The sequence below is a fragment of the Pseudomonas sp. JAI115 genome (assembly GCF_014200835.1).
GTDB classification, from domain to species: domain Bacteria; phylum Pseudomonadota; class Gammaproteobacteria; order Pseudomonadales; family Pseudomonadaceae; genus Aquipseudomonas; species Aquipseudomonas putida_A.
Genome location: NZ_JACHCY010000001.1, coordinates 50,213 through 76,902 on the forward strand (window position 1 = coordinate 50,213; position 26,690 = coordinate 76,902).

A 26,690-nucleotide genomic window follows, 5' to 3' on the forward strand; every position below is an offset into this window, starting at 1 on the left:
TCTCATGACGGCCATCGCCATTCAGGCTGGCTTAGATGTTCGGCAAAAAAGTCCGACAGCGCTTTGATTTTCACTGGCCGTGTACGCGCCGAGGGGGTGACGAAATACAAACCGCCACGGGCCATGCTCCATTCCGGTAGCACCACGACCAAGCGTCCGTCTTTCAAGTATTCACTGGCGATAAATTCCGGCAGTTCGGCGATAGCCAAGCCCTCAAGCAACACTGGCAATAACGCATCCGAGTTGGTCACTCTTAATGGACCGCTGGGCACCACGTCTTCTTCGCTGCCGTCTTTATGGGTGAATCGCCACACTTGGCTGCGGGCCCGGTAGGCATAACTCAGGCACGTGCGGAACGCGAGTTCGCGGGGGTGGCCAGGATGGCCATAAGCGTCCAGATAAGCCGGTGAAGCGACCAGGTATTGAGTGACGGCACACAGTCGCCGTGCAACCAGCGAGGAATCCGGCAATACGGCGATGCGTAACGCCGCATCAAAGCCCTCGGCGATCAGGTCTACCGAGGCATCTGAAAGGTGCAGGTCAATCGACAGCTCGGGATACTGGCGCAGCAACTGCGGCATCAGCGGTGCTACCCAACGCAAGCCAAACGACATGGGTATCGCCAAGCGTACTTGGCCGCGGGGCTGGACCGATAAATCCTGAGCCTCGCTTTCCACCTCTTCAGCCTGCCGATAAATCTCACCCGCCTTGGCCGCCATGCTCGCGCCGAACTCGGTGAGCGCCAGTTGCCGCGACGTACGGTTGAACAAGCGCCCGCCCAGACGCTCCTCCAACCGTGCGACAGCTCGCGATACCGTCGGCACCGACACGCTCATGACCCGTGCCGCACCAGCGAACGAGCCCTCTTCGGCTACCTTGGCAAACATCGCCAACCCTTCGAAATCCGGAAGTCTGCTCATTTCATTTCTGCAACGATAGGTTTCAGACAATTCTATTTTGAAAGTTTTTTCCCGTCGATAAGCTTCTCCCACACCGCAACTCACTCATTCGAAATACGGGAGAAACACCATGACTGACAAACTCGAAGGCAAAATTGCATTGGTTACCGGCGGCACCTCAGGCATCGGTCTGTCCACTGCCAAACGCTTCGCTCAGGAAGGCGCTCACGTCTATATCACGGGCCGTCGTCAAGCCGAACTGGACGCCGCTGTCGCCGCGGTTGGCAACGCCACCGGCGTTCAGGTGGATTCCGCCAACCTTGATCAGTTGGACGCGTTGTATCGCCAGATTGGCGCAACCCACGGCCGAATCGATGTGCTGTTCGCCAATGCGGGTGGTGGATCGATGCTGCCACTGGGTGACATCACTGAACAGCAGTACGACGACACCTTCAATCGCAACGTAAAAGGCGTGCTGTTCACTGTGCAAAAGGCACTGCCACTGCTGGCCCAAAAAGCCTCGGTGATTCTCACCGGCTCTACGGCGGGCAGCTCGGGCACCGCCGCCTTCAGTGTTTACGCCGCGTCCAAAGCCGCCGTGCGTTCATTTGCCCGCAACTGGATTCTGGACTTGAAAGACCGCCAGGTGCGCATCAACACCATCAGCCCCGGCGCCACCCGCACGCCTGGCCTGGTTGAATTGGCCGGCCCAGATTCCGCTCAGCAGCAGGGCTTGCTCGACTACATGGCTTCGCTGATCCCCATGGGGCGTGTCGGTGAAGCTGACGAAATTGCCAGCGCCGCGTTGTTCCTGGCCTCCGATGACGCCAGTTTCGTTAACGGTATCGAGCTGTTTGTTGACGGTGGCCAGGCGCAAATCTGAGCAGCCAGCGGGCGACTGTCGCGGTCGCCCGCCACCCATTCATGAGGATCCGTTTATGAACACATTGCACTGGGCATTGCTTGCCGCCACCCTGCCCTTGGCTGCCGGTACTTTGGCAGCGCCCTCGACTCCGCAGAGCCCACCCGCCATGAACTCCGCCGCACCGCTTCAGGCTTCAGCCATCGATCATGTCGGCATCAATGTGCCGGATATCGACGAAGCCACACGCTTTTTCTCCGCGCTGATGGGCGCACGGGTGATCTCGGATATCAGCCCTGGCAAGATCCCGGATCAGTGGAAAGGCCAGTTCCGCTGGCACCGCTCCAGCGAGCTGCAACGCTTTGTGATGCTGCAAATGGACGGCGGCGCGAAGTTGGAGTTGTTTCAGTACCAAGGCTCTGAGATCAATCAGGTTCAACCCCATGGCGACGACGCCGGAGCCAGCCATGTGGCTTTGCGCACCGCCGATATTGACGGCAGCCTGGCTACCCTCAAGCGCCTGAATGTGACCATTCTCAACGAGCCCATTACCAACCCGGACGGCGTTCGCTGGTTCTATTTTCAGGCGCCGTGGGGCACGCAGATTGAGCTGGTGTCGCTGCCGCACAACGTCGGGGGTTGACCCCGCCGTTTACGAAAAGCTTGTGGCTGATTAACAATCCGCCAACAGGACGGTAAGGCCCCGGTGGCAGGCACACCTGTCTACATAGATCTACCGCTGGCTTGCTCATAGCTCGAAAGGAAATGCCGCCACTGCGACTCATCCCAGAAAGAATGCCGTCTGAGTTGAGGAATGTCGTGACGCGCCGCGCCCATTGCCGTAGCACGACCGCGAGATTTCTCCAGGTCAAGCAGCGCCAGTTCGAAATCGAAGTCTGTGTCGGTAATCGACGCCTTGATAAAGATGTGTTTGGAGCGCATGCAACCGTGCTGCCATTTGCCCGAGTGCATCCGCGCCAGCATTTGCGCCAAACGTTCAAGAAGTCGTAGATGTTGCTCTGTGGTCAACAGGCTTGCAGCGCCCTGGCTATACCAGGTATCCAGATCGATGAAGCCGCCCAGGTCTTTGGTAACCAAGACACCCTGCCATACGCCGTCGACTTTTCTCGCGCCATAAAATACCGGTCTTGGCGCATTCACGCCCAGCTCTTCGAGTCTTGAAAGGGCAACGCCTTCACGCAATGCGGTGGGTCGGCCAGTGGGGTAACGGAGACTGCGGAACAAATGGCCGGTCTGACGCTTTACGAAAAACGTCTTGTCACCTTGAACAATCAGCTGGACACCGCTGGTGCCGCTGCGGCGCACATTCGGCGGTTCCACCCACGACCCGGAAGTACCCCACCAGAAATCAAATTCATCGCCTGCCCTGCCCATTGTGCGCTCCATTTATTGTAGAAATCGTTTCGTGCGACGTTTGCATGAGGGTCGCAACAGCAGCTCAGTCTGTTGGTGGACGTTAATAGTTCCCTCGGTTTTCGAGGATTTTAGGGCCAGCTTGGGGCTTTTACGCAACCACGTGACGAAAATTGGCTATTGAGGGGTGTTTATCCCTTCTGGTGTGTCCTTTTCGCCGATAGCTGACGACATCAAACACAGATGCCAACCGCGTCGCGAGGGTCCGCCCGACTGTTTTTTCGATTAACTTGAAAGCCGTTAAATTGACCCAGGTCATGATTCAATTCGATTGAGGCAAATAACGAGCAACGTCCTTGATCCGCATTTTCTTTGTGCTAAAAGTATTGCCGCCAGTGGCTCCTTACAGGGATGAGTAAGGGTTTGCTCATCCGCAGCCATTGCCCACGGATGCATACTTTCAACAAGGAAGTCATATGAAAATAGTTGGGCTGTCCGGGATTCTCCCGTCACGCATCGTCAGCAATCAGGACGTTATAAACCTGGTCGAGGAACACTCTAAAGATACCTTCCAGGAAGACTTGCCTAAAACATTGAAGACCATCAGCAAGTTGCTTGAAAAAAGTGGCAGCGGCACGCGCCACTGGCTGGGCGCCGACGAAACGCCGATGCAACTGATGGAGACTGCATTCAACTCCGCGCTCGCCCAGGCCAATATCGACAAGGCCGACCTGGATCTGTTGATCTATCCGAACGTTACGCGAGGCTTTATCGAGCCGGCCAACAGTACGTTCATCGCCAAGGCGCTGGGCCTGAGCTGCAGAAACTTTGATGTGGTGGACGCCTGCAACGGTTGGGTGACAGCCATGGATGTCATCAACAGCAAAATGCAGGCCGGCGAGATTCGCTACGCGGCGATCGTCAATATGGAATTTGGCATGTCTGCTGGCGGGCCGGTCATGCCCAAGAACTTCTCTTTGCAGTCGTCGGCGGAACTGGCTTACAAGTTTCCGAGTTTTACCATTGGCGAAGCCGTCACGGTTACCATCCTCAGTCATGAAGCCCCCGGCAACTTCAAGTTCTCGTACATCAACCGGCCGGACTTGAGTGACTTGTCGACCATCTCTCTGCCGGATTGGAAACTGTTCTGCAATGAGGAGGATATTCCACGTATTTCACCGACCGGCGGGCAATATCAATTCAACTCCTACGCGGCAGCCTTGCATGAAGATGGCCGCAATGAAGCGATAAAAGTCTTCAATCTGCAAAACATCTCTGCAGCAGATGTTCATAAAGTGTTTATTCATACCGGTTCGCCAAAGATGTGGGAGCACATTGGGCAACTGATCGGTATTGATCACAAGCTGCACCATGTCGGGCATAAAACCGGCAACATCATTACCGCGTCCATCCCCTACGGCATCTTCGATGCGATGAGTCGGGGCGAAGCCGAGAACGGCCAGTTTTGCATGGGCTGGGCAGGCAGCGGCGGGATGGTCTTCTCTGCGTTGTCATTTACTCTGTAAGGCCTGAAGCAACTTGCCGTCGTGAGGCGGCAAGTTGCTCGTCCATGATCAAACTGTTGGTCGGTACCAAACGAAAATCGCGCTTCGATCTCTAGGCCAGCGGCGGGTAGTCGGTATAGCCCTCTTCCGAACCACTGTAAAAAGTGGAGGCATCCGCAGTAGCCAGCGGCGCATCAAGGAAGAAGCGTTCCGGCAGATCAGGGTTGCTGATGAACAGTGTGCCAAATGTGACTGCATCGGCCAGGCCGGTTTGCAGGGCCTGTTCCGCGGACTTCCGATCATAACCAACATTCAACACGAAAATTCCTGAGAACCGCTTGCGAGCCCCGGGCGCCAAGGGTTTCGCGCCTTCCGGCAGAGTCTCCGGTTCCATGAAGTGCAGAATTCCAACATTTCTACTTTCCAGCGCTTCTACCGCGTACATGTAGGTCTGCTCGAGATTGGAGTCGCCCATGTCATTGTACGGAATGCGCGGCGACAGCCTGACCGAGATACGGGCCGGCCCGAAGACTCTGATCGCGGCGTCGGTGGCTTCAAGCAAGAACCTCGCCCGCTTCTCAATGGTACCGCCATATTCGTCGGTGCGTTTGTTTGAGCCGTCTTCCAGAAACTGCGCGGGCAGATAACCATTGGCACCGTGTATCTCCACACCATCAAAGCCCGCATCTTTCGCGGCCTGTGCAGCTTTTTCGTAGTCCGCAATGGTGGACTTGATTTCATCAATGGTCAGTTCGCGTGGGGTCACCGAGGGTTTGATGCCTTCTGGCGTGAACGCCTGGCTATTGAAGGGGACTGACGATGGCGCGACCGGGAGTTCTCCACCATGAAAATCAGGATGAGATGCTCTCCCGGTGTGCCAGAGCTGGGCGAAAATGAGGCCACCGGCTTCATGAACTGCCTGAGTTACCTTCTTCCAGCCCGCAATCTGTTCAGGCGTATAGATCCCCGGGGTATTCGTCCAGCCGACGGCCTGGGCGCTGATCTGGCTGCCTTCGGTAAAAATAAGGCCCGCCGAGGCACGCTGTGCGTAATAGGTCGCAGTCAATTCGTTGGCCACCTGATGCTTGGATCGACCTCTTGTCATCGGCGCCATGAACACCCGATTTCTGAAAGTGAGCTCTTCGTTGTTCAAGGGGGTTAGAAGCTTAAAATTTCCCATACTTTCCTCAGAATAAATTTATTGAATGTCCGCCCGTGCCTAACGATTTCTCAAGTGCGGCTCGACCAAAGAAATGCTTCTGTCGGATGCTCGATTGGCTGGCTGCAAGCCGCCGGCAAGAGTGGCGAACGAAGGGTTTGGTTCGGACCGCTTCCCTCAAGTGAGGACAATCGACAAGGTATCAATAATAAACCTGGCGTCAATTAGGCACCGTTCGTACACCTGGTAGGTCTGAGGATACCTACCGTCAGGAAATGGTCGGCGGCGTATGGGCTGGCGAGCCGTATACAGTGGCCTCGCGCGCAAGAGCAGGACGCTCTGCGTTCATGATCGAACGGCCTGAGCAATCGATGTGAAGGTTCGGTTGAAGCAGGTATCGAGCTTGATTGCCCGCGGTTGAAAGGCAAAAACCAGCGCACTGCCAACAACAAAAAGTGTTGGCAGAGTTTCATGCTTACCAGATCGCGCTGGTTCGATTGAGATCTTCGGTGTTTCTCAAGCCATCGGTTGACAAGTCCCGAAGCGCAGCATGGGCGGCCGACAACGCGTTCACGTAATCCAGTGAAGCAACCTTCCCTACGTACTTGTCGGTCCGATTGCAGCGGCGTCGAACTTCTGCCGGGCAGCATCAACCTCCGGCAACTTGGCGAGCGTCCATTCATGCAGTGCTCGAAAAGGTTGTTGCAGCGTGCGGCCCAGCGGCGTGATTTGGTACTGCACCGCGACTGGCGAAAGCGAAATTACCTCGCGCGATACCAGGCCGTTGCGCTCCAGCCGGCGCAGACATTGCGTGAGCGCTTTTTGGGTGACGCCTTGCAGGCGACGACGGATCGCGTTGAAGCGTTGCGGACCGTCATCAAGCACGGCTAATACCATCATCGACCATTTATCAGCGATCTGCTCGAATAAAGCCCGGCTAGGGCAGTCGGACGAGAAGCACAGCGGTTCGAGTTCAAGCATGGCGGTTTCCTTCTGTATACCCAGGCGCTCTAAGGCGCGAGATTGACGCCAAGTTTACTGGATATACCGAGCCTAAGAACGCTTTCTACCGTTGTTTCGCCGGAACACTCTGACGCACATAATAATTGTCGAATTCACTGCTTTCCGTGAATTGGAAGCCATGGCGGGTATAAAAGCGATTCGAAGCACTTTCTTTGAGAGCGCCAACTTTAACAGGGAGCGCAGCCGCATCCGCCTCTTTGAAAATCTGAGTGAGAACAGCAGCCCCTACACCTGATCCTTGCACGCTCGGTCTCACATACAAGTGGTCGAGCAAGAGTTCATTGTGGTGATGCTTGACCACTACAAAACCAACCCTCTCTCCAGATACCTCGATATAGCGTGTGTTGCGAGCGTCAAAACCGCCAAGAAACCGCTCACGCGCACGCACCGGATCAAATCGCCCGACACGCTCCAGACTTTCGCGCATGGCCTCAATTCGAATGGCTACAAGATTTTCCAGGTCGCTTGGTTGAGCCGGAACCAAAATGACTGGGGAATTTTGATTGGGTGCGACGGGCATAGGTTGTGCTCTATTTACCATCCTGGAAGGCCAGTATAGAGAGCCTGACTTGTGGGGCCCAGTTTGGCTTCACCGTCGAATTCAGGCCTCCCTCTCAAAAACGAACATGACCTGGTCAATCTGGATTTTGATTGCCAGAGCCTTGCGTGACCGACAGGTCTCCAATACGACCTCACGGTATTCACATGTCGATATCAGACACGATCATGGCGCAATCAGGCTATTGAATCGGCAGCAAGGCCGGCTAAGGTGCCGTGGCTTCCTATCAAAACAATCCCGGTCAGATCATGGGGTTGATAAGAACTGCGGCGGTTGGACGGGCTTCTTTCGGGAGTTTCAGCAGGCAACGATGGTGACCGATCGTGTGCCCGTTCAATTGCTTAAATGTCGATCAGCAGAGAATAAAAATACCGATGATCAGCCCGAACTCCATGGATTCGAGTAGCCAATTGGCGCAGGGCTTCAAGCCTCGTCACGTCACAATGTTGTCCATCGCCGGGATTATCGGCGCCGGTTTGTTCGTCGGTTCAGGACACGCCATTGCCGCAGCAGGGCCGGCCGTGCTTCTCGCCTATCTGTTTTCAGGTCTGCTTGTCGTGCTGGTCATGCGCATGCTCGGCGAGATGGCGGTGGCCAATCCGGACACCGGTTCGTTCTCCACCTACGCCGACCAGGCCATCGGCCGCTGGGCCGGTTTTACCATCGGTTGGCTGTACTGGTGGTTCTGGGTGTTGGTGATTCCCATCGAAGCACTGGCGGCCGGGCATGTGCTGCACCAATGGTTTCCGCAGGTCGATGCCTGGCTGTTCGCGTTGGGATCGATCATCGCGCTGGTGGTGACCAACCTGTTCAGCGTGTCCAAGTATGGTGAGTTCGAATTCTGGTTCGCCATGGCCAAGGTCGTGGCGATCATCGGCTTCATCGGGGTCGGTTTTGCCGTGTTGATGGGCTGGGTGCCCGACCGCGAAGTCAGCGGGTTGAGCGGCCTGATGGCCGAGCACGGCGGGTTTGCGCCCAACGGCTTGTCCGCAGTGGTCGGCGCTTTCATCACGATCATGTTCAGCTTCATCGGCACGGAAGCGGTGACCATCGCGGCCGCCGAATCGAATAACCCGGCGCAGAACATTGCCAAGGCCACCCGCTCGGTGATCTGGCGCATCGGCGTGTTCTACCTGCTGTCGATCTTCGTGGTCATCTCCGTAGTGCCCTGGAATGATCCGTTGCTGGCCTCGGTGGGCTCGTATCAGCGCGCCCTGGAAATCATGAACATTCCAAATGCCAAGTTCATGGTCGACGTTGTCGTGCTGATCGCCGTGGCCAGTTGCATGAACTCCTCGATCTACATTGCCTCGCGCATGCTGTACTCGCTGGGCCGTCGCGGCGATGCACCGAAAGCGCTGAAGGCGACTTCCGCGGCCGGTGTGCCACGCGCCGCCGTGATCGCCAGCACCGTGCTGGGTGCGTCGATCACCGTGTGGAGCTACTTCATGCCCGCCGGGCTGTTCGAGTTCCTGCTGGCCAGTTCCGGGGCGATTGCCCTTCTGGTGTACCTCGCCATTGCGGTGTCGCAGCTGCGCATGCGGCGGATATTGCAACAGCGCAAGGTCGAGCTGACCTTCCGCATGTGGCTGTTTCCATGGCTGACGTGGCTGGTGATCGGCTTCATCTGCGCGGCGCTGGCGGTCATGATGATCACCCCGCAGCACCGCACCGAAGTCACCACCACCATTGGCCTGGCGCTGGCAATCTCCTTTATCGGCCTGATGACGTCGCGTCACCCTGCCTCGGCGGCACGCGCAACGTCGGTGGGCTAGGCGTTCACGCCGAAGCCGATATTCCCTTGGCGAAGACCAAGGGAATGACCGACGCCTGCATCTCAGACCGATTCCTGTGAGGACACGATGTCATCGACCCCCTCCGTGGCCGACGGTACGACCCAATCCGTCGGGTTTCTGCTGTTGGATAAATTCACCCTCATGTCGCTGGCATCCGCCGTCGAACCACTGCGCATGGCCAATCAATTGTCGGGGCGAACGCTGTATCGCTGGCATACCTTCAGCCCCGGTGGAGCGCCGGTCTGGGCCAGCGACGGGGTGCCAATCACGCCGGACGCCTCGTGGAGTAACCCCGGCGTGGCGGACACGGTGATTGTTTGCGGCGGGGTCGGCATCCAGAGCGTGATCACCCGCGAGCACACATCCTGGCTGCAAGCCCTGGCGCGCCAATCCAGACGCTTGGGCGGTGTGTGCACCGGTAGCTGGGCACTCGCCAAAGCCGGATTGCTCGATGGTTACGAGTGCAGCGTGCATTGGGAATTTCTGGCGGCCATGCAGGAAGCTTTTCCACGCGTCAACGTCAGCACCAGCCTCTTCACCCTCGACCGCAACCGCTTTACCAGTTCCGGAGGAACAGCGCCGCTGGACATGATGCTGCACCTGATCGCCCGCGATCATGGTCGTGAATTGTCCACCGCCATCTCGGAGATGTTTGTTTACGAGCGCATCCGCAACGAGCAGGACCATCAACGCGTACCGCTCAAGCATGTGGTCGGTACGCATCAGCCCAAGCTGCAAGAAGTCGTTGCGTTGATGGAGGCCAATCTTGAGGAGCCGATCGAGCTGGACAACCTCGCCGAATACGTCGATCTGTCACGCCGACAGCTGGAGCGGTTGTTTCAGAAATACCTGCAATGCACGCCGTCACGCTACTACTTGAGGTTGCGGCTGATTCGCGCGCGACAACTGCTCAAGCAAACCTCGCTGTCGATCGTAGAACTGGCGTATGTCTGCGGATTTGCCTCTACACCGCATTTCTCAAAATGCTATCGCGAGCACTTTGGGGTGCCGCCGAGCGACGAGCGCTCTGGTTCTGCAATGAGTCGTAAACGGATAACGCCGCCGTCATCGATTAACACACTGACAACGTTCGATCAGGCGAGAAACGAATCGACGTTTGCCAGTGTTCGAATGATGGCGCGTGCCGATCTGGCTTGAGCAAACCGAGGCAAATCGGCCGGGAACACCCAAGACGCCCCGGCCATGTGCCCTGCCCGTTTACGCCTGATCCAAGGCCTCCACCACGCCTTTGTCTTCTCCAAGAAACCCGCCGCTCTGATGCGCCCACAGCCGCGCATACACGCCGTTCTTCTCCAGCAACTCCGAATGGGTGCCCTGCTCGATGATGCGCCCGTCATCCATGACAATCAGCCGGTCCATCGCCGCAATCGTCGACAGTCGATGCGCGATCGCGATCACGGTCTTGCCCTGCATCATGTCATCAAGGCTTTCCTGAATCGCCACTTCGACTTCCGAGTCCAGTGCACTGGTGGCTTCGTCGAGCAGCAGGATCGGCGCGTTCTTCAGCATCACTCGGGCAATCGCCACCCGTTGGCGCTGGCCGCCGGACAGCTTGATCCCGCGTTCACCTACCAGAGTGTCGTAGCCGGTATGGCCCTGACGGTCGCTGAGTTGGCTGATGAACTCGTCAGCCTGCGCATTGGCAGCGGCGCAGCGGATCTGTGCGTCTGTAGCATCGGGCCGGCCGTAGGCGATGTTGTCGCGAATCGAACGGTGCAGCAGCGAGGTGTCCTGGGTGACCATGCCGATCGCACTGCGCAGGCTGTCCTGAGTCACGTGCGCAATGTTCTGGCCGTCGATACGAATCTCGCCGCTGTCGACGTCATAGAAACGCAGCAGCAGGTTGATCAGCGTCGATTTGCCGGCACCGGAGCGGCCCACCAGGCCGATCTTTTCCCCGGGGCGGATGCTCAGGCTCAGGCCATCGAGCACCTGACGCTCGCCACCGTAGTTGAACTTGACCTTGTCGAACGTCACCGCGCCGCCAGAAGTGACCAGCACGCCGGCATCTGGCGCGTCCTGAACCTTGGTACCTTGGGTCAGCGTCGCCATGCCGTCCTGGACGGTGCCGATGCTTTCGAACAGCGAGGTCATTTGCCACATGATCCAGTTCGACATGCCATTGATCCGCAACGCCATGGCGGTAATCGCCGCCACCGCACCGGCGCCAACGTCGCCCTGGTGCCACAGCCACAGGGCGTAGCCCCCGGCAGACATGATCAACGCCACCACCAAGGCCTGATTGACGATCTCGAACAGACTGACCAGACGCATCTGGCGAAAACCGGTCTGCTTGAAATCTTCCATCGCCGCCCGCGCAAAGTGCGCTTCGCGGTTGGAGTGGGAGAACAGCTTCACGGTGGTGATGTTGGTGTACGCGTCGGCGATACGCCCGGTCATCATCGACCGCGCGTTGGCCTGTTCCTGGCCGACCTTGCCCAGGCGCGGCACGAAGTACCACATGGCCAGACCGAACAGCACGACCCAAGCAAGAAACGGCAACATCAGCTTCAGCGCAAAACCGCCAGCCAGGGCAATGATCGCGATGAAGTACACGCCAATCCCCGGCAAGATCTCGATCATGGTGAACAGCACGTCGCGTACAGCGAGCGCGGTCTGCATGACCTTGGTCGTGACCCGGCCGGAGAACTCGTCGGAGAAAAACGAAAGGCTCTGCCGCAGCATCAGCCGATGGAAATCCCAGCGCAGGCGCAGCGGCAGGTTAATCGCCAGAATCTGGTGCTGGACCATGGTGCGCAACGCCACCAGCCCGACACTCAAGACCATGACGATACCCATACCCCACAACACGCGGCTCTCCTGCACCGCCGCTTCGCCGCCGGCCTGCCAGGTCGAGAGCAGATCGACGACCTGGCCGAGGAAGGAAAACAGCCACGCTTCATAGATCGACACAGCAGCGCTGAGCAACGCCAATGCCAGAATGTAGCCGCGAGCGCCGCGAGTGCAGGCCCAGAGAAATTTAGCCAGACCGTTGGGTGGCGGTGGCACCTCGTCAGGCGGGAAAGGGTCGAGTCTTCGTTCAAACACACGAAGCATGATGTTCTCCTGAACGTTCAAGTCAGGGAGATTCTGCCACCGATTGGATCCCGGGAGGTCTTTGTGAAAAAGTGTGTGCTCCCGACCTGACGAGTGCCTGCCGTCTCTACCAGACTGCGATATGCGAATCCGCCCGGGGCTCAGTCCCGCCACACAGCACACCCGTCACTGGATCACGCAGAATAATCTGTCCTCTGCCGTAATCCGTCAGGTCACTGGCGATCTGCACCTCATGCCCGCGACGCGCCAACGCATTGGCCAGATCCCTTGAAGCGCCCTGCTCGATGCCCACCTTCATCCCGCCAAGCCACTGCCAGCGCGGCGCGTCCAATGCCGACTGCGGGTTCAAGCCGAAATCCACCAGGTTCATCACCATCTGCACATGGCCCTGCGGCTGCATGTAGCCGCCCATCACACCGAACGGGCCCAACGCCTGACCGTCCTTGGTGAGGAAGCCGGGAATGATCGTGTGAAAGGTCTTTTTCCCCGGCGCCAACGCGTTGGCATGCTCGGGATCCAGGCTGAATTCCTGGCCGCGGTTCTGCAGGGCGATACCGCTGTCCGGCAGCACCACGCCTGAGCCGAAACCGTGGTAATTGCTCTGGATGAACGAAACCATATTGCCCTGCCCATCCGCCGTGGCCAGATACACCGTGCCGCTGGCGTGAGGATCACCCGGCTTCGGCGGCTGCGCCTGTTCGCCGATCTGTGCACGGCGACGGGCGCTGTACTCGTCGCTCAACAAATCGGTCACGGCCACGCGCATGTGCAGCGGATCGGTGATGTAGTGCAGGCCGTCGCTGTAGGCCAGCTTCATCGCCTCCAGTTGCCGGTGCCAGGTCTGCTGGCTGTCACGGTGATCGAAGTCGAAGCCTTCAAGAATCTTCAGCGCCATCAACGCCACCAGCCCCTGCCCGCTCGGCGGGATTTCCCAGACATCCACGCCACGGTAATTGACGTGAATCGGTTCCACCCATTGCGCGCGGTAATGCTCCAGATCCGTGGCGCGCAGATAGCCGCCCGTTGCCCGCGAATGCGCATCCAGGCGTTGCGCCAGTGCGCCGCGATACAAACTCTCGCAACGAGTGCTGGCCAACTCCTCAAGGGTTCGCGCCTGCGCCGGGTTACGGAACAGCTCCCCGGCCTTGGGCGCGCGACCGTCAATCAGGAACGTATCGAACCAGGCCTGCAGCACTTCATCGCGATGCGGACTGAACTCATCCAGTGCGATCTGCCATTGATGGGCAACCACCGGCGACAGCGGAAAACCGTCTCTGGCCAGACCGATCGCCGGTTGCAGTAAATCGGCGAACGGCAACACGCCAAAGCGATGCGACAGCTCGGCCCAGGCCGATGGGCAACCGGGCACCGTCACTGGCGTCCAGCCATATAGCGGCATCTGTTCATGGCCGGTCGCCTTGACCGCTTCGATACTTAGCGACGCCGGGGCATGGCCGTTGGCATTGAGGCCATGCAACTGATCCTTGAACCAGACCAGCGCAAACGCATCACCGCCCAGGCCGCAGCCCGTAGGTTCGACCACAGTCAGCGCCGCCGCCGTGGCGATGGCGGCGTCAATCGCGTTGCCGCCCTTTTGCAGCATCTCGATGCCGGCCTGCGCGGCCAAAGGCTGAGACGCCGCGACCATGCCACGACGGGCGAAGACGCTTTGGCGTTGCGATGGATAAGGATATTCGTGAGCAGAGAATTTCAACATGGCAAAGGCTCTTCAAATCAGCAATTCATTGGCCGGACTTGATCCGGTTCCATTCGCGGGTGATCAGGCGCTGGATGTTTTCCGACGGTCTTCTCGAAGATCTGCAACGTGTCGGGGCTGCGGCGCCGCGAACAAGCTCGATAAACGCATCGTCAATATCCTTGTGAAATTCACAGCACGCGGCTGAGAAAGGCCTGGGTACGGGGATGGGTGGGCCGGCTGAAAATCTGTTCCGGCGGGCCTTGTTCGATCAGTTCGCCCTGATCGAGCACCACCACTCGGTCAGCCACTTCGCGGGCAAAGCCCATTTCATGGGTGACCACGACCATGGTCATGCCCTCCTCGGCCAGCTCCTTCATCACCTGCAGAACCTCGCCGACGGTTTCCGGGTCGAGGGCGCTGGTGGGTTCGTCGAACAGCATCGCCTGCGGTTTCATCGCCAGTGCTCGGGCGATCGCCACCCGTTGCTGCTGACCACCGGAAAGCATCGACGGGTAATGCCCGGCCTTGTCCGCCAGCCCGACTCGTTTGAGCAACGCGTGCGCCTGCTCCAGCGCAGCCTGGCGTGGCACACCCAACACCTGAATCGGTGCTTCGATGATGTTTTCCAGCGCGGTCATGTGCGGGAACAGGTTGAAGCGCTGAAACACCATGCCGATGTCGCGGCGTTGGCGAGCGATGTTGCGTTCCGAGTCGCGCACCAGACTGCCGTCGGCCCGGGTGCGATAGCCCATGGGCCGGCCGCTGACCCGGATCTCTCCGCCCTGAATGTCTTCGAGCAGATTGATGCAGCGGATAAACGTGGTTTTGCCCGAGCCCGAGGCGCCGATCAGCACCACCACTTCGCCGCGTCGCACTTGCAGGGAAATGCCCTTGAGAATCTGCAGGTCACCGAAGGCCTTGTGAATGTTCAGCGCCTCGATGATCAGCTCGTCACTTTGCTGCGCCATGATTAACGCCCCCTCAGCAATTTCAGAGTGCTGCGACCGAACATCCGGCTGGAGGCCGGCGGTGGCGCAGAAGGTCGGTCGGACTGGCCGAAGCGGTTCTCCAGCCAGCGCTGAAAGAAGCCCCACAGCGTGGTAAGCAACAGGAAATAGATCGCCACCACCAGGTACAGCTCGAACACCCGAAAGGTCGCCGAGGTGACCATTTGCGTACTGAGCAACAACTCTTGCACGCCGATCACGCTGACCAGCGTGGTGTTTTTCAGCATCACGTTGAACTCGTTGCCCAGCGGCGGCACGATCACCCGAAACGCCTGCGGCAGGACGATACGGCGCATCAATTTGGCGAAAGTCATGCCCAGCGAGCGTCCTGCCTCGTACTGGCCCTTGTCCACGGCGCCGATCCCGGCACGGATGATCTCGGCCATGTACGCGCCTTCGTTGAGGCCCAAAGCAATGATCGCCGCCTGAATGTTGCCGGGCACCACCAGCCCGAACAGCTCAATGTCTTCGAAGCGAAAAATCCCGCCCGCCGCCAGCGCGGTGTAAAGGAAAACGATCTGCACCAGCAACGGTGTGCCGCGCATCAGCCACACATAAAAACGCACCGGCAGATGCAGCAGAGGGTTCTTCGACAAGCGCAACAATGCGGCGGCCAGCCCCAGCACACAGCCCAGCAGCATCGCCAGCACACTGATCAGGCACGTCAGCCACAGGCCGGTGAGGTATACGCCGCTTGGCTGCAACAGGTACTGCCAGAACACATCCCAATTGAAGTTCATCAACGCTTACCTCAATCGAGTGTGTCGCTGGAGACGTGCCACTTGTTCAAGAGCTGGTTGTAGCTGCCGTCGCTGCGCATGTCGGTGATGATCTGCTGCACCGCAGCGCTCAGTTGTGGATCGTCCTTGCGAATGCCCAGCCCGGTCAGGATCCGGCTGAAGGCCGGCACGCCTTCCTCGAACAGGTCCGGCGCCATCGCCGCGTAATAGCCGGCGGTTTCTACGGTGGTGCCGTAAGCGTCGACCTGATTGATGCGCATGGCCTGGAAGGCATCGGTATCGGTGTTGTAGACCACCAGTTTCATCGGCGGCTTGCCGGCCTTGCTCAGGCTTTCATTTTCGGTATCGAGCAAGGTCTTGATAGTCGAACCGTTGAGCACCGCGATTTTGTGCCCGCTCAGATCCGCCAAGGTCTTGAGCGCCTTCGGATTGCCCTTGGGCACGACGACCGCCTGGCTGGAATACATGTAGTTGACGATGTCGATCACCTCGCGGCGCTCGGGCTTGTCGAACAACTGGTCGACGATCATGTCGCACTGTTTGGCGAGCAAGGCCGGGAGCAATCCGGAGAATGGAATCACCCGCCAATCGACCTTCTTGTCGCCTAGACGTTTGGCGATTTCCAGGCCGAGGTCGACGGTCAGCCCTTTGGGTTTTTGCGCTTCATCAAAAGACACCAGCGGCGGTGAATCCATTCCCGAGCAATAGGTCAGTTTGTCGACCTTGACCAGACGCTCCGGCACCGTGGGTGCGGCAAGCGCCCACTGCGTACAGAGTCCGAGGGATATTGCAGCCAGTAACAGGCGAGACGTATGCATGACCAGACACTCCAGTTCGGTTAGTAACGGGGCAGTACTCAAAGTCAAAACATCGGCGGACTCGTGTTCCGCTCTGTGGTTATTTTTCCGATTGCAAAAATTTGATCAGTTCGGGGACCGTGCCTTCGATGTGCTCGCGCACCACGGCTTCGGCCTTGCTGGCATCGCCGGCGCGAATCGCATCGAGGATCATCTGGTGTTCCTGGCGCGCACTCAGGGGCTTTTCGATGTGCTGCAGCCAAAGGCGCATGGGGGCTTCGATCAATGAGTAGAGGGCGCCGATCTGCTTGAGCAGCCGTGGGCGGTCGCTGAGGCTGCACAGGTACTCATGGAACTTGCGATGGCGGCTGACCCACGCCGCACTCTCCTCGCGGTAGTCGTCCATTTCATCGAGCAGCCGCTCCAGCGCGGTCAACTGACGCTCGCTGATCTTGGGCACGGCGATGCGAATCGCCAACCCCTCCAGCGCACTGCGCATCTCGAACACTTCGTGCATTTGCTCGACATCCAGACCGCTGACCACCGCGCCACGATTAGGCCGCAGCGTCACCAGACCCTGCGCATCGAGGCGGCGAAAGGCTTCGCGCACCGGCATGCGGCTCATGCCGATTTCACTGGCGATGTCCTCGGCGATCAACCGGTCGCCCTTGCGATAACGACCACCGCAAATGCCTTCCAACAGAAAGTTGTAGGCCTCTTCCTCGGCGGTCATCGGTTGACGCTGGTCGTAGGCGGGAGCGAATTGCATGGCAGCACCTTTTGTCTTTTTGTATCCAATTATCCACGGATACAAAAAAAGCACGATGCATGCCAGATTTCTCCGCACCGTGCCAAGCGCTTGATTTGAATGATTTAAGAAAACAACAGCGATCAGATCCTGCAGCTCGAAACTTGAGTAGTGCTACCCGATGGCCCATGGCGAGCCCCGCAAAGGTGCAGATTGGTAGCTGAGTAACACTCGCCTCAACCGCACCCTTGCGGTATGCATCACTGCGTCACCACCACCTTGCCGATCATCTGCGGATGCAACACACAAAAATATTCAAACGCCCCCGGCGTATCGAACACCCAGGAAAAGCTGTCATTGGTGTCCAGCGCCCCCGAGCGAAACACCTTGTGGGTTTCTGCCACCGTGTGCGGAATCTGATCGTCATTGACCCACGTCACCTTGGTGCCGACGGCCACGGTCAGGTCTTTGGGGGCGAACATGAATTCCTTGATATCGATCTTCACCTCGGCGGCCCACAGCGGCATCGCCAGCAACAGGCCCATCAGCGCCAACAGTCGCGTTTTCATCGGTTCGCCCTCCGTCACACCAGTGTCGAATCAATCAGTGCCAGCGGATGATCGCCCTGAGTCGCGCGCACGTCGGTGATCCCCAGGTAATTGCGCAATTGATCGGCCGCCACCGTCATCGGCCCCGGCGACGGTGCCGCGCCCGGTGCCGGCTGCGGATAGGCCGTGCCACGGGCGGTGTGAAAGGTGATATTGCCTTCGACTTTCTGGATCACCTGATGAATGTGCCCGTTCAGTACAGTCACCGAACCGTACTTGCGCAGCATCGCAATGGCCTGATCACCGTCCTCGGTACCCCAGCCCCACGGCTGATAAATCGTCCACAGCGGAATATGCGTGAACACCACGATCGGCGTACTGGTGGAAACCGCACGCAAGTCATCCGCCAGCCAGGCCAGTTGCTCGGCGCCGAGGGTGGCTTCGTGGCCGGCCTGGAAATTGAACACATTGATCAGCGCAATGAAGTGCACGCCATGGTCATCGAAGCTGTACCAGCCGTTGCCTTTGGTGCCCTTGCCGTAGCGCTCCAGATAAAGCTTGCCGCCGCCCTCGTCGAGGGTGTCGTGCTCACCGGGTATGTAATGCACGGCGGATGGCAGGCCCTTGAGCAACTGCGCGGCGGTGTCGAACTCCTCGGGCTTGGACAGGTGAGTGATGTCGCCGGTGTGCAGGATCAGCGACGGCCGTTTGGGCAGCGCGATGACCTTGTCGATCGCCACCTGCAGGGTCTTGACCGGCTCCGGGTTGGCCTCCTTGTTGAAGCCGATGTGCGAGTCGCTGATCTGCACGAAGTGAAAGGTGCTGGCCAGCGCCTTAGGGTCGCTGACGTTGCCCGCTTCGTCCAGCGCAAAGGCTTTGGGAATGCCGCCGCTCAAGGCCCAGAGGACCCCGGCCCCGGCCCACGCCGAGCATTTGAGCAGGGTTCGCCGGTCCGGGTTGAGCGGGCCATCGGTGCGCTGTGGATGTTTTGCTTGAATGTCCATCGGTGTGTCCTCGCGGGCGAACTACAGTGAGGTAGCTGACACGAGGTAAACCTGACGGCGCGAGGCTTTATTCCACGGCAAAAAATAAATCTTTTTGCGCGAATAAAACCTGCCGCAGCACGGTTATAGGGGGGTGACGGTGCGGAACCGACCATGAAGCGATTTGAGGAACTGATTGCGCCCCATCTGGACGCGGCCTACAACCTTGCGCGCTGGCTCACCGGCAACGACAGCGCTGCGCGCGATGTGGTGCAGGAAAGCGCCCTGCGCGCCTTCCGGTTTTTGCAGCGTTTCGCCGATGGCAATGCCAAGGCGTGGTTTCTGACCATCGTACGCAACGAAAGCTACACCTGGCTCAAAGCCTCGGCCGGACGCCATTGGGTCGCCATCGATGACGATATGGCTGCTGACGACGGCCCCCTGAGCCATGGCCAGACCCCGGAATTGCTGGCCATTCACACGGAAAATGCCGCGCTGTTGCAACAAGCGCTGTGCGCCCTGCCGCCGGTGTTTCGCGAGGTGATCGTGCTCAAGGAACTCGAAGACCTGCCCTACAAGGACATCGCCCTGGTGGTCGATATTCCCATCGGCACCGTGATGTCCAGGCTGGCCCGGGCACGGGCCCTGCTCAAGCTCGAACTGCTGAAGTTGCACGATCATGAATGAACTCGACTGCAAGGTTTGCCAGACCCGACTGCACGGCTATCTGGATCAGGAGCTGGATCCGGCGACGACTGCGCAGGTGGCCGCGCACCTGATCGCCTGCACCGAGTGCGCGCGGCTGCACGAGCAAGCGAAGTTGCTCAAGGTCAGCGTGCAGCGCCATGCCCCCTATTACCGCGCCCCCGCCTCACTGGCGGCCAGCATGCTCGCCGCCGAAAAACCTGCGCCGGGGTTGATCCAGCGCTGGCAAAAATGGCTGGCCCCGGGGTTTTCCGCCGCAGCGCTGGCTCTGGCGATGGTGCTGTATGTCGCCACTCCGGTCAGCGAGCAACCCTTGATCGACGAGGCCGTGTCCAGCCACGTGCGCTCGTTGATGGGCGAACACCTGAACGACGTGGTGTCCTCCGACCGCCACACCGTCAAGCCCTGGTTCACCGGCAAACTCGACTTCTCCCCCCCGGTGTTCGACTACTCGGCGCAGGGCTTTCCGCTGCTCGGCGGGCGCCTGGATTATCTGCAGCACCAGACCACCGCGGCCCTGAGCTATGGGCATGCCAAGCACATCATCAACGTGTTCATCCTGCCCACGAGCGAGGCTGATAAAGCCGTGCAAAGCCAAAGCTTGCGCGGCTTCAATGTGGTGTCGTGGCAGGCCGGCCATATGCGTTTCGTGCTGGTGTCGGACGTAGAGAAAGCTGAGCTGGAAGCGCTGGGGCAGTTGCTCCGGAATGGCTCCTGATCCGGAAGGCGTGCCGCATCAGCCTCACGTTTCAGAGCGCTTCACAGGCCTGCCAATAGGAACAGGCAATCCTCGCAGACAAACCGGCATACCCCTCTCGCCCCGAGCTGCCTACCATGGCCTCTCACTTATCCGTCGGAGATTGCCATGCACAGCAGCAAAACCCTGTTTATCACCGGTGTCAGCAGCGGCTTTGGCAGCGCGCTCGCGCAGGAAGCGCTCAACGCCGGTCACCGGGTGATCGGTACCGTGCGCAATGGCGCCGACCTGAAGTCATTCGAAGCCCTGTCAGAAGATCGGGCACACGGGGTGTTGCTCGACGTCACCGATTTCGAACGCATCGACGAGGTGATCGCCGACGTCGACGCCACACTGGGTCCGGTCGATGTGCTGGTGAACAACGCCGGTTACGGACATGAGGGCATTTTCGAGGAGTCACCGCTGGCGCAGATGCGGCGTCAGTTCGACGTCAACGTGTTTGGCGCGGCAGCGATGATCAAGGCGTTCGTGCCGTACTTCCGGCAACGGCGCGCCGGACACATTCTGAATATCACCTCGATGGGCGGCACCATCACCATGCCCGGCATTGCCTATTACTGCTCGAGCAAGTTTGCCCTCGAAGGGCTCTCCGATACGCTGAGCAAGGAACTACGGCCGTTCAACATTTTTGTCACGGCGGTGGCACCAGGCTCGTTTCGTACCGATTGGGCCGGGCGTTCGATGCAGCGCACGGCGCGCAGCATTGCCGACTATGACGCCAGCTTCGACCCCGTGCGCAAGGCCCGTGAAGAGAAAAGCGGCAAGCAGTTGGGCGATCCGCGCAAGGCGGCGCAGGCCATGCTGCAACTGATCGCCAGCGCCGCACCACCCGCACACTTGCTATTGGGCAGCGATGCGCTGAATCTGGTGCGCGATAAACTGCAACGCAGCCTCAGCGACATCGAGCAATGGGAAACCCTGACCCGCTCCACCGATGGCTGAGTCCCGGCACAGAGATCAATGCCCATGAGTCCATCCGATCCGTATACCGCGCGCATGGTGCAGTTGCTTGAACAGCTCGCGCCGCTGGAGGGTTACAACCTCAGTGCGCTGGAGGACGTGCGTTTTCTGCGCTCGAATCGGCCGCTGAGCAACACCCCGGTGCTGTATGAGCCGGGCATCGTGATTCTCTGTCAGGGGCGCAAGCGCGGCTATCTGGGCGATGACGTCTACGTCTATGACGCACAGCATTATCTGGTGGTGTCGGTGCCGGTGCCGTTCACCATGGAAACCGAGGCCAGTGCGGCTGAGCCGATGCTGGCGGTGTATATGCGCCTCGACCTGCAATTGGCCAGCGAGTTGATGCTGCAGGTCGACGAGGTGTTCGGCCCCAGCGACGCTTCGCCAAAGGGCATGTACGCCTCGCCGATGGATGATCCATTGCGCGCCTCGACCCTGCGTTTGCTCGAAGCGATGAGCGATCCGGGCGACGCGCAGATCCTCGGACCGGCACTGGTTCGGGAGATCTACTACCGGATCCTGACCGGTGCCCAGGGCGGTTCGATGCGTGCGGCGCTCCAGCAGCAAGGGCATTTCGGCAAGGTCAGCCGGGCGATCCGGCGGATTCACAGCAGCTATGAGCAACGCCTGGATGTCGAGTCCCTCGCCGAGGAAGCCGGGATGAGCGTACCGAGCTTCCATGTGCATTTTCGCAACGTCACCGACTCATCGCCGATGCAATACCTCAAAGCCACGCGCCTGCATCAGGCGCGTTTGCTGATGCTGCGTGGCGCCATACCGGCCGCGACGGCGGCGTTCAACGTCGGTTATGAAAGCGCCTCGCAGTTCAGCCGCGAGTTCAAGCGTTTCTTCGGGCGCACGCCGCTGGCCGAAATTGCGTGGATGAAAGCCACGTATGCCCTGCCCCAGTCCGCCACGCCCTCCCCGTATGTTTCTTCGCACTGAGCACTGATCGTTCCCGGCCATCGCATGCCCGTCGCAGTCTCAAGGCAAAATCCCCGCGCATTCACTACGCTTGAGAAATCCGCCTCGGTGCAAGCCCGGCAAACACATTGAACATTGCACGCGGGCCGCTGTTCCAGATGATTCAGACAGAGAATCAAGGACGAACATATGGATGTCTTCGCTCCCGCTGCGCCTGTTCCGCCTCAGCAAAGCGCAATCACCCGCCGCCTGGCGTTCGCGGTAGGCACGCTGTTTATCGTCGGGGTGATTGCCGCTATCGGCACCCTGCTCGGCATTGCCGCTCGCCTGGATCGCGAGGATGTCGAGCAGAACCGTTTCTACATGGCCCGCGCCCTGGAAAACCGCATCAGCACCTCAAAGAGCTACATCACCAGTTACGCTGACTGGACCACCGCCTATGAGCACCTGCACACCCAGGTCGATACCGACTGGGCGTATACCCAACAGAACATCGGCAAGACCCTGTTCACCACTGACGGTTATGACGGCGTGTTCGTGCTGGATCGGCAGCGCACCAAATACGCCGTGGTGCAGGGACAGCAGGAAGACGCGGACATCGCGCACTGGCTCGCGGCGCCTGCCGCGTCGTTGATTGATCAGGTGCAAAACCAGTCCGAGCTGACTGTGCCTGTCAGCACCTACTCGCTGTTCGACGGCTGGCCGGCGCTGGTCACGGCGGCGGCCATTCTGCCCAACGATGAGCGCTCGGTGGGCGATCCGCAACAGACGTCGGTGCTGGTATTCGTCGACAAGCTGACACCGGCCAAACTGCAAGCGCTTGGCGTGGCCTATGGCCTGAACAACCTGACTCTGATGCCGGATGAACAGCTCAGCGGGGAGCAACCACGCGTGCCGCTGGACAGTACCGGTTTCAGCTTGACGGCAGATCTGAAGCGCCCCGGGCAGCAATTGTTGTGGTCATTGCTGCCAACGCTTGGCGGCGTGCTGGCCGTGCTGATGCTGTTGACCGCCTATTTCCTGCGTCACGCCGTGCGATCGTCGACCTACGTCGATCAGAGTTTCAGCACGTTGAAGACCTCGAATCAGGCGCTGGAGGCGGCCAACCACGCGCTGGAAGCCAGTGAAGAACGCTTTCGCGCCGTGGCCGAAGCCGCATCGGACTGGATCTGGGAGGTCGACAATCAACTGCGCCTGACCTATCTCTCGGCGCGCTTCAGCGAGGTGACCGGTTACCCGCAAACCGAGTGGCTGGGGCAAGGCATCGGGCAACTGGTGTCCTGCGATACCACGCCGCTGGAGCTGTGGCTGAAAAAACTCACCGAAGACAGCAATGCCAGCGACCTGCGCTGCACCTACCGCGATCACGCCGGGCAGCAACGCCACTGTCGGCTCTCAGCGCGGCCGATCATCGAGAAACAAAGCGTGGTCGGCTATCGCGGCACCGCCAGTGACATCACCGACGAAGTCGCCGCCCATGCGCAGATCCAGCACCTGTCCATGCACGACGCCCTCACCGGCCTGCCCAATCGCAATCAGTTGTCGCGTTATCTGGATGACGCGCTGCTGCTCAAAGAACATGCCCCGCCACTGTCGTTGCTGGTGATCGATCTGGACAACTTCAAGCCGATCAACGACTCGCTCGGCCATCCGGCCGGTGATGCGGTGTTGCAGGAAGTCGCCAGTCGTCTGCGCGAATGCACCCGTGAGCACGACATCGTCGCGCGCCTGGGCGGTGACGAATTTGTCGTGGTGCTCAATGGTATGGACACTCGGCAGGAGGTTGACCGCTTTTGTACCCGGCTGGTCGAGAGCCTGCATCAGCCGATGGTCTTCGAGCATCACCCGCTGCACGTCGGCGCCAGCATCGGCATCGCCCTGAGCCGCCGTCAGGGCTTCGTGCCCAGCGAGTTGATCCGTTGCGCCGACATCGCGCTGTATCAGGCCAAGTCCGAGGGCAAGAACACCTGGTGTTATTTCGAAGCGCACATGAACGACCAGATCCAGACCCGCCGGCAAATGGAAAGCGATCTGCGCGGTGCGCTGAAAAACGATGAATTCATCCTGCATTACCAGCCGCGCTACACCGTCGACGGCAAGCACATCGTCTCGGTCGAGGCGCTGGTGCGCTGGCAACACCCGACCAAGGGCCTACTGGGGCCGGACGTGTTCATCGGCCTGGCGGAACAGACCGACCTGATCGTGGCGCTGGGGCGCTGGGTATTGCGTGAAGCCTGTGAAACCGCACTGAGCTGGCCGTCGGACATTCTGCTTTCGGTCAATCTGTCCCCGGCGCAATTTGCCCTCAGCGATGTCGTCGAAGACGTGCGCGAAGCGCTGATCCAGACCCGTTTCCCGGCCAGTCGCCTGGAACTGGAAATCACCGAAAACGTGATGCTCGTCGACACCGACGGTGCGCTGGCCACGATGAATGCGCTGAAGCAACTCGGGGTGCGGCTGAACATGGACGACTTCGGCACCGGCTATTCGTCCCTCGGCTACCTGCGCGCCTACCCGTTCGACGGGATCAAGATCGACAAACGCTTCATCGCCTCGATCAGCAACGGCGCCAACGATCGCGCCGTGGTTCAGGCGATCATCGGTCTGGGCAAAGCCATGGGCCTGACCGTCACCGCCGAAGGCGTGGAAACCGAGGAGCAACTGGAGATTCTCGGCAAGGATCAATGCAATGAGGTGCAGGGTTATTTCATGAGTCGACCAATAGACAAAGCGGCGTTCGCCCGGTTGCTGCAAACCGCCAGAACCGGGCCGGCCGATCATTCGCCGTCGAAGAAAGGTCGCGTCATTTAGCTGGCCTTGCATCGCTGGCAATAATCCATCGTAGAAATGCACAAAGCCCGGCTCGACACTCTTCGTTAATACGGTGTTCCTGTTGACTTCAATTGGTTTGTTCAGGGTGTGTTTAGGGCCGTCATGGTTGAATAGTCCTCGCCGCGGGCCAGGCTCAACGTCAATCTCGCGCTACACACAAGTTCAATGCAGGCATCACCGGACTGTCAGGACTGCGGTCAAAAGAACAACGTCACCAAAGGGTTAACGATGGATCGATATGATGCCCCGCTTGTTGTAGGGCGCACTTCGCGGGCTGGAATGTTGACGGGACTGATTACAAGAAATCCATGCCTGAGCATTTTTTTCATGACACTGGCCGTGTTCATGGCATTGCAGTACAAACCCGCTGTCCTCAACTACACAACACGTTTTGTCGACTTTGCCGAGTACATGTTGCTGCACGGCATCACACTGTTCCCGATTGCCGACGACCTCAAGCCTTATCCCGACTATACGGTTCTCAATACCCTGTTGGTCTACCTGGTTTCCATGCCGTTCGGCCGGGTGTCCATTCTTTCCATGGGTTTTCCGTCCTGCGTGGTCGCTTCGCTGATGCTGGTATTCATTTATCGGCTGGGCGCGTTGCACAGCAAAAAATGGGGCGCGTATGGCGTTCTTTTCAGCCTGCTCACCTGGGCTTTTCTTGACGGCGTCAACTCGCTGGCACTGGATATCTATCCGGCGCTGTTAACGGTGATGTGCTTCTACTTTGCCTATGCGGCCGATATAAAAAAGGACCCGCGTCGCCTTGCATTGCTGTACCTCGGGTTGGCACTGGGTTTCGCCTTTCGGGGGCCAATTGGCTTGATCGGGCCTGCGACTGTCATTGGCGCTTATTACTTGCTAAGCCGGCAGTGGCGCATGTTGCTGCTGTTTTCATTGCTCTCGGGCGTGATTCTGGCTGTTGGGGTTGCGCTGCTGGCATGGGCCGCCTACTTGCAAGGTGGGCAAGCGTTCCTCGAGGAAGTGCTGAACATGCAAGGCATCGCACGCTTCGGTTCCGACCACGCGCCACGCTATTACTTCTACTTCTCCGCAGGCCTGTTTACCTACGGCATCACGGTGTTTTACGCCATTAATGTAATTCTCAAGAAGTACAAACTGTTCTTCCGCTCGACCCGCGATAAAGACATCGACCTGCTGCTGTATCTGAGCGGGTGGCTGTTGGTGCTGCTGGTGCTGTTCACTATTCCCAGTTCGAAGAAAGCGCGCTACATCCTCGCAATCACCCCGGCCATTTCGCTGCTGGCCGCTTACCTCTTCGTCAGCAAGGAAGCCGCCTTGATCCGCGCCAAAAACGGCCTGCTGAACTTCTGCCTGAAGTTGCCCATGCTGGGGTTGGGAATGCTGGTGGCGGTGCTGGTCTACAACAACTTCGCCGATGTTTCGTTACAGCCCAACTACCTGGGCGTAGCCTTGGGATTGTCTGCGCTGCTGAGCTTCTACCATGGCAAACACCAGTACTTCTCCGAGCATCCCTATCGGGAGTTCATGACGCTGTCGATTGGCGTATCGGCATTTCTGATACTGGATATGTTTTTCTTCAACCCGATCACCTACCACCTGGAACTCATGATCGAACCCACGCCGAAGTTTTTGCCGTATTGGTTTTGGTGAAGCCTCTTCCTGATTCATGAGTAAGCGACACGACTGTCCAGTATTCACATGTTGATATCTGACAGGGTCATGACGCATCCAAGGTACTGAATCGGCG

24 protein-coding genes are annotated in these 26,690 nt (G+C 59.0%); 11 read left to right on the forward strand and 13 right to left on the reverse strand.

The window, feature by feature from the left end:
* Positions 1 to 2: 2 nt before the first annotated feature.
* On the reverse strand, positions 3 to 920 hold the full coding sequence (locus tag HDC30_RS00245; protein ID WP_183779758.1) for a LysR family transcriptional regulator: 918 nt from the start codon (positions 918 to 920) through the stop codon (positions 3 to 5).
* Between the two features lie 109 nt (positions 921 to 1,029).
* Here HDC30_RS00245 and HDC30_RS00250 point away from each other — a divergent pair, with 109 nt between their 5' ends.
* Together HDC30_RS00250 and HDC30_RS00255 are read left to right on the forward strand one after the other, a co-directional pair.
* Positions 1,030 to 1,782: an SDR family NAD(P)-dependent oxidoreductase gene (locus HDC30_RS00250; protein ID WP_027611768.1), complete on the forward strand. Its 753-nt coding sequence runs from the start codon at positions 1,030 to 1,032 to the stop codon at positions 1,780 to 1,782.
* A 55-nt stretch (positions 1,783 to 1,837) separates the two neighbouring features.
* Positions 1,838 to 2,404, forward strand: coding sequence for a VOC family protein (locus tag HDC30_RS00255; RefSeq protein WP_183779761.1), 567 nt, complete (start codon positions 1,838 to 1,840; stop codon positions 2,402 to 2,404).
* A gap of 80 nt (positions 2,405 to 2,484) precedes the next feature.
* Here the strand turns inward: HDC30_RS00255 and HDC30_RS00260 are convergent, their stop codons facing one another.
* Positions 2,485 to 3,156 (reverse strand): lipopolysaccharide kinase InaA family protein, encoded by a 672-nt coding sequence (locus HDC30_RS00260; RefSeq protein WP_183779764.1) that lies wholly within the window; start codon positions 3,154 to 3,156, stop codon positions 2,485 to 2,487.
* A gap of 455 nt (positions 3,157 to 3,611) precedes the next feature.
* On the opposite strand from HDC30_RS00260, the gene HDC30_RS00265 reads away from it, so the two are divergent.
* Positions 3,612 to 4,661 (forward strand): 3-oxoacyl-[acyl-carrier-protein] synthase III C-terminal domain-containing protein, encoded by a 1,050-nt coding sequence (locus tag HDC30_RS00265; RefSeq protein WP_103367080.1) that lies wholly within the window; start codon positions 3,612 to 3,614, stop codon positions 4,659 to 4,661.
* A 91-nt stretch (positions 4,662 to 4,752) separates the two neighbouring features.
* Here the strand turns inward: HDC30_RS00265 and HDC30_RS00270 are convergent, their stop codons facing one another.
* The 3 genes from HDC30_RS00270 to HDC30_RS00280 form a co-directional block, all read right to left on the reverse strand.
* Positions 4,753 to 5,820: an alkene reductase gene (locus HDC30_RS00270; RefSeq protein WP_183779766.1), complete on the reverse strand. Its 1,068-nt coding sequence runs from the start codon at positions 5,818 to 5,820 to the stop codon at positions 4,753 to 4,755.
* 576 nt (positions 5,821 to 6,396) lie between these two features.
* Positions 6,397 to 6,780: a helix-turn-helix domain-containing protein gene (locus tag HDC30_RS00275; protein WP_027611764.1), complete on the reverse strand. Its 384-nt coding sequence runs from the start codon at positions 6,778 to 6,780 to the stop codon at positions 6,397 to 6,399.
* Between the two features lie 85 nt (positions 6,781 to 6,865).
* Positions 6,866 to 7,342, reverse strand: coding sequence for a GNAT family N-acetyltransferase (locus HDC30_RS00280; RefSeq protein WP_183779769.1), 477 nt, complete (start codon positions 7,340 to 7,342; stop codon positions 6,866 to 6,868).
* A 413-nt stretch (positions 7,343 to 7,755) separates the two neighbouring features.
* Here HDC30_RS00280 and gabP point away from each other — a divergent pair, with 413 nt between their 5' ends.
* Together gabP and HDC30_RS00290 are read left to right on the forward strand one after the other, a co-directional pair.
* Entirely contained in the window at positions 7,756 to 9,156 is a 1,401-nt protein-coding gene (gene gabP / locus HDC30_RS00285; protein WP_183779773.1) for a GABA permease, read from the forward strand.
* Between the two features lie 87 nt (positions 9,157 to 9,243).
* The gene (locus tag HDC30_RS00290) at positions 9,244 to 10,335 is read left to right on the forward strand and encodes a GlxA family transcriptional regulator (protein ID WP_183779776.1); all 1,092 of its coding nucleotides are present in this window, start codon (positions 9,244 to 9,246) and stop codon (positions 10,333 to 10,335) included.
* Positions 10,336 to 10,395: 60 nt separating this feature from the next.
* Here HDC30_RS00290 and HDC30_RS00295 read toward each other — a convergent pair whose 3' ends face one another.
* The 8 genes from HDC30_RS00295 to HDC30_RS00330 all read right to left on the reverse strand — a co-directional run bounded on the left by HDC30_RS00295 (position 10,396) and on the right by HDC30_RS00330 (position 18,798).
* Positions 10,396 to 12,255: an ABC transporter ATP-binding protein gene (locus HDC30_RS00295; RefSeq protein WP_183779779.1), complete on the reverse strand. Its 1,860-nt coding sequence runs from the start codon at positions 12,253 to 12,255 to the stop codon at positions 10,396 to 10,398.
* Between the two features lie 106 nt (positions 12,256 to 12,361).
* On the reverse strand, positions 12,362 to 13,972 hold the full coding sequence (locus HDC30_RS00300; protein ID WP_183779782.1) for a gamma-glutamyltransferase family protein: 1,611 nt from the start codon (positions 13,970 to 13,972) through the stop codon (positions 12,362 to 12,364).
* Between the two features lie 170 nt (positions 13,973 to 14,142).
* Complete coding sequence (locus HDC30_RS00305; RefSeq protein WP_183779785.1) at positions 14,143 to 14,922, reverse strand: amino acid ABC transporter ATP-binding protein; 780 nt, start codon at positions 14,920 to 14,922, stop codon at positions 14,143 to 14,145.
* A gap of 2 nt (positions 14,923 to 14,924) precedes the next feature.
* Complete coding sequence (locus HDC30_RS00310; protein ID WP_007967116.1) at positions 14,925 to 15,701, reverse strand: amino acid ABC transporter permease; 777 nt, start codon at positions 15,699 to 15,701, stop codon at positions 14,925 to 14,927.
* 11 nt (positions 15,702 to 15,712) lie between these two features.
* Complete coding sequence (locus HDC30_RS00315; RefSeq protein WP_183779788.1) at positions 15,713 to 16,519, reverse strand: ABC transporter substrate-binding protein; 807 nt, start codon at positions 16,517 to 16,519, stop codon at positions 15,713 to 15,715.
* Positions 16,520 to 16,598: 79 nt separating this feature from the next.
* Entirely contained in the window at positions 16,599 to 17,267 is a 669-nt protein-coding gene (locus tag HDC30_RS00320) for a GntR family transcriptional regulator (RefSeq protein WP_007967111.1), read from the reverse strand.
* Between the two features lie 239 nt (positions 17,268 to 17,506).
* Positions 17,507 to 17,815, reverse strand: coding sequence for a plastocyanin/azurin family copper-binding protein (locus HDC30_RS00325; protein ID WP_183779791.1), 309 nt, complete (start codon positions 17,813 to 17,815; stop codon positions 17,507 to 17,509).
* 14 nt (positions 17,816 to 17,829) lie between these two features.
* Positions 17,830 to 18,798 (reverse strand): metallophosphoesterase, encoded by a 969-nt coding sequence (locus HDC30_RS00330; RefSeq protein WP_183779794.1) that lies wholly within the window; start codon positions 18,796 to 18,798, stop codon positions 17,830 to 17,832.
* Between the two features lie 153 nt (positions 18,799 to 18,951).
* On the opposite strand from HDC30_RS00330, the gene HDC30_RS00335 reads away from it, so the two are divergent.
* From HDC30_RS00335 to HDC30_RS00360, 6 genes are all read left to right on the forward strand, one after another.
* A complete protein-coding gene (locus HDC30_RS00335; RefSeq protein WP_123586377.1) occupies positions 18,952 to 19,464 on the forward strand; it encodes a sigma-70 family RNA polymerase sigma factor in 513 nt (170 codons plus the stop codon).
* Positions 19,457 to 20,200: an anti-sigma factor gene (locus HDC30_RS00340; protein WP_183779797.1), complete on the forward strand. Its 744-nt coding sequence runs from the start codon at positions 19,457 to 19,459 to the stop codon at positions 20,198 to 20,200. The genes HDC30_RS00335 and HDC30_RS00340 overlap by 8 nt, the downstream gene beginning before the upstream one ends.
* 147 nt (positions 20,201 to 20,347) lie before the next feature.
* The gene (locus HDC30_RS00345; protein WP_183779800.1) at positions 20,348 to 21,181 is read left to right on the forward strand and encodes an oxidoreductase; all 834 of its coding nucleotides are present in this window, start codon (positions 20,348 to 20,350) and stop codon (positions 21,179 to 21,181) included.
* 24 nt (positions 21,182 to 21,205) lie between these two features.
* Entirely contained in the window at positions 21,206 to 22,144 is a 939-nt protein-coding gene (locus HDC30_RS00350; RefSeq protein WP_150370642.1) for an AraC family transcriptional regulator, read from the forward strand.
* Positions 22,145 to 22,312: 168 nt separating this feature from the next.
* Positions 22,313 to 24,934 (forward strand): EAL domain-containing protein, encoded by a 2,622-nt coding sequence (locus HDC30_RS00355; protein WP_183779802.1) that lies wholly within the window; start codon positions 22,313 to 22,315, stop codon positions 24,932 to 24,934.
* A 348-nt stretch (positions 24,935 to 25,282) separates the two neighbouring features.
* Positions 25,283 to 26,593, forward strand: coding sequence for a glycosyltransferase family 39 protein (locus HDC30_RS00360; protein ID WP_183781276.1), 1,311 nt, complete (start codon positions 25,283 to 25,285; stop codon positions 26,591 to 26,593).
* Positions 26,594 to 26,690: the final 97 nt, after the last annotated feature.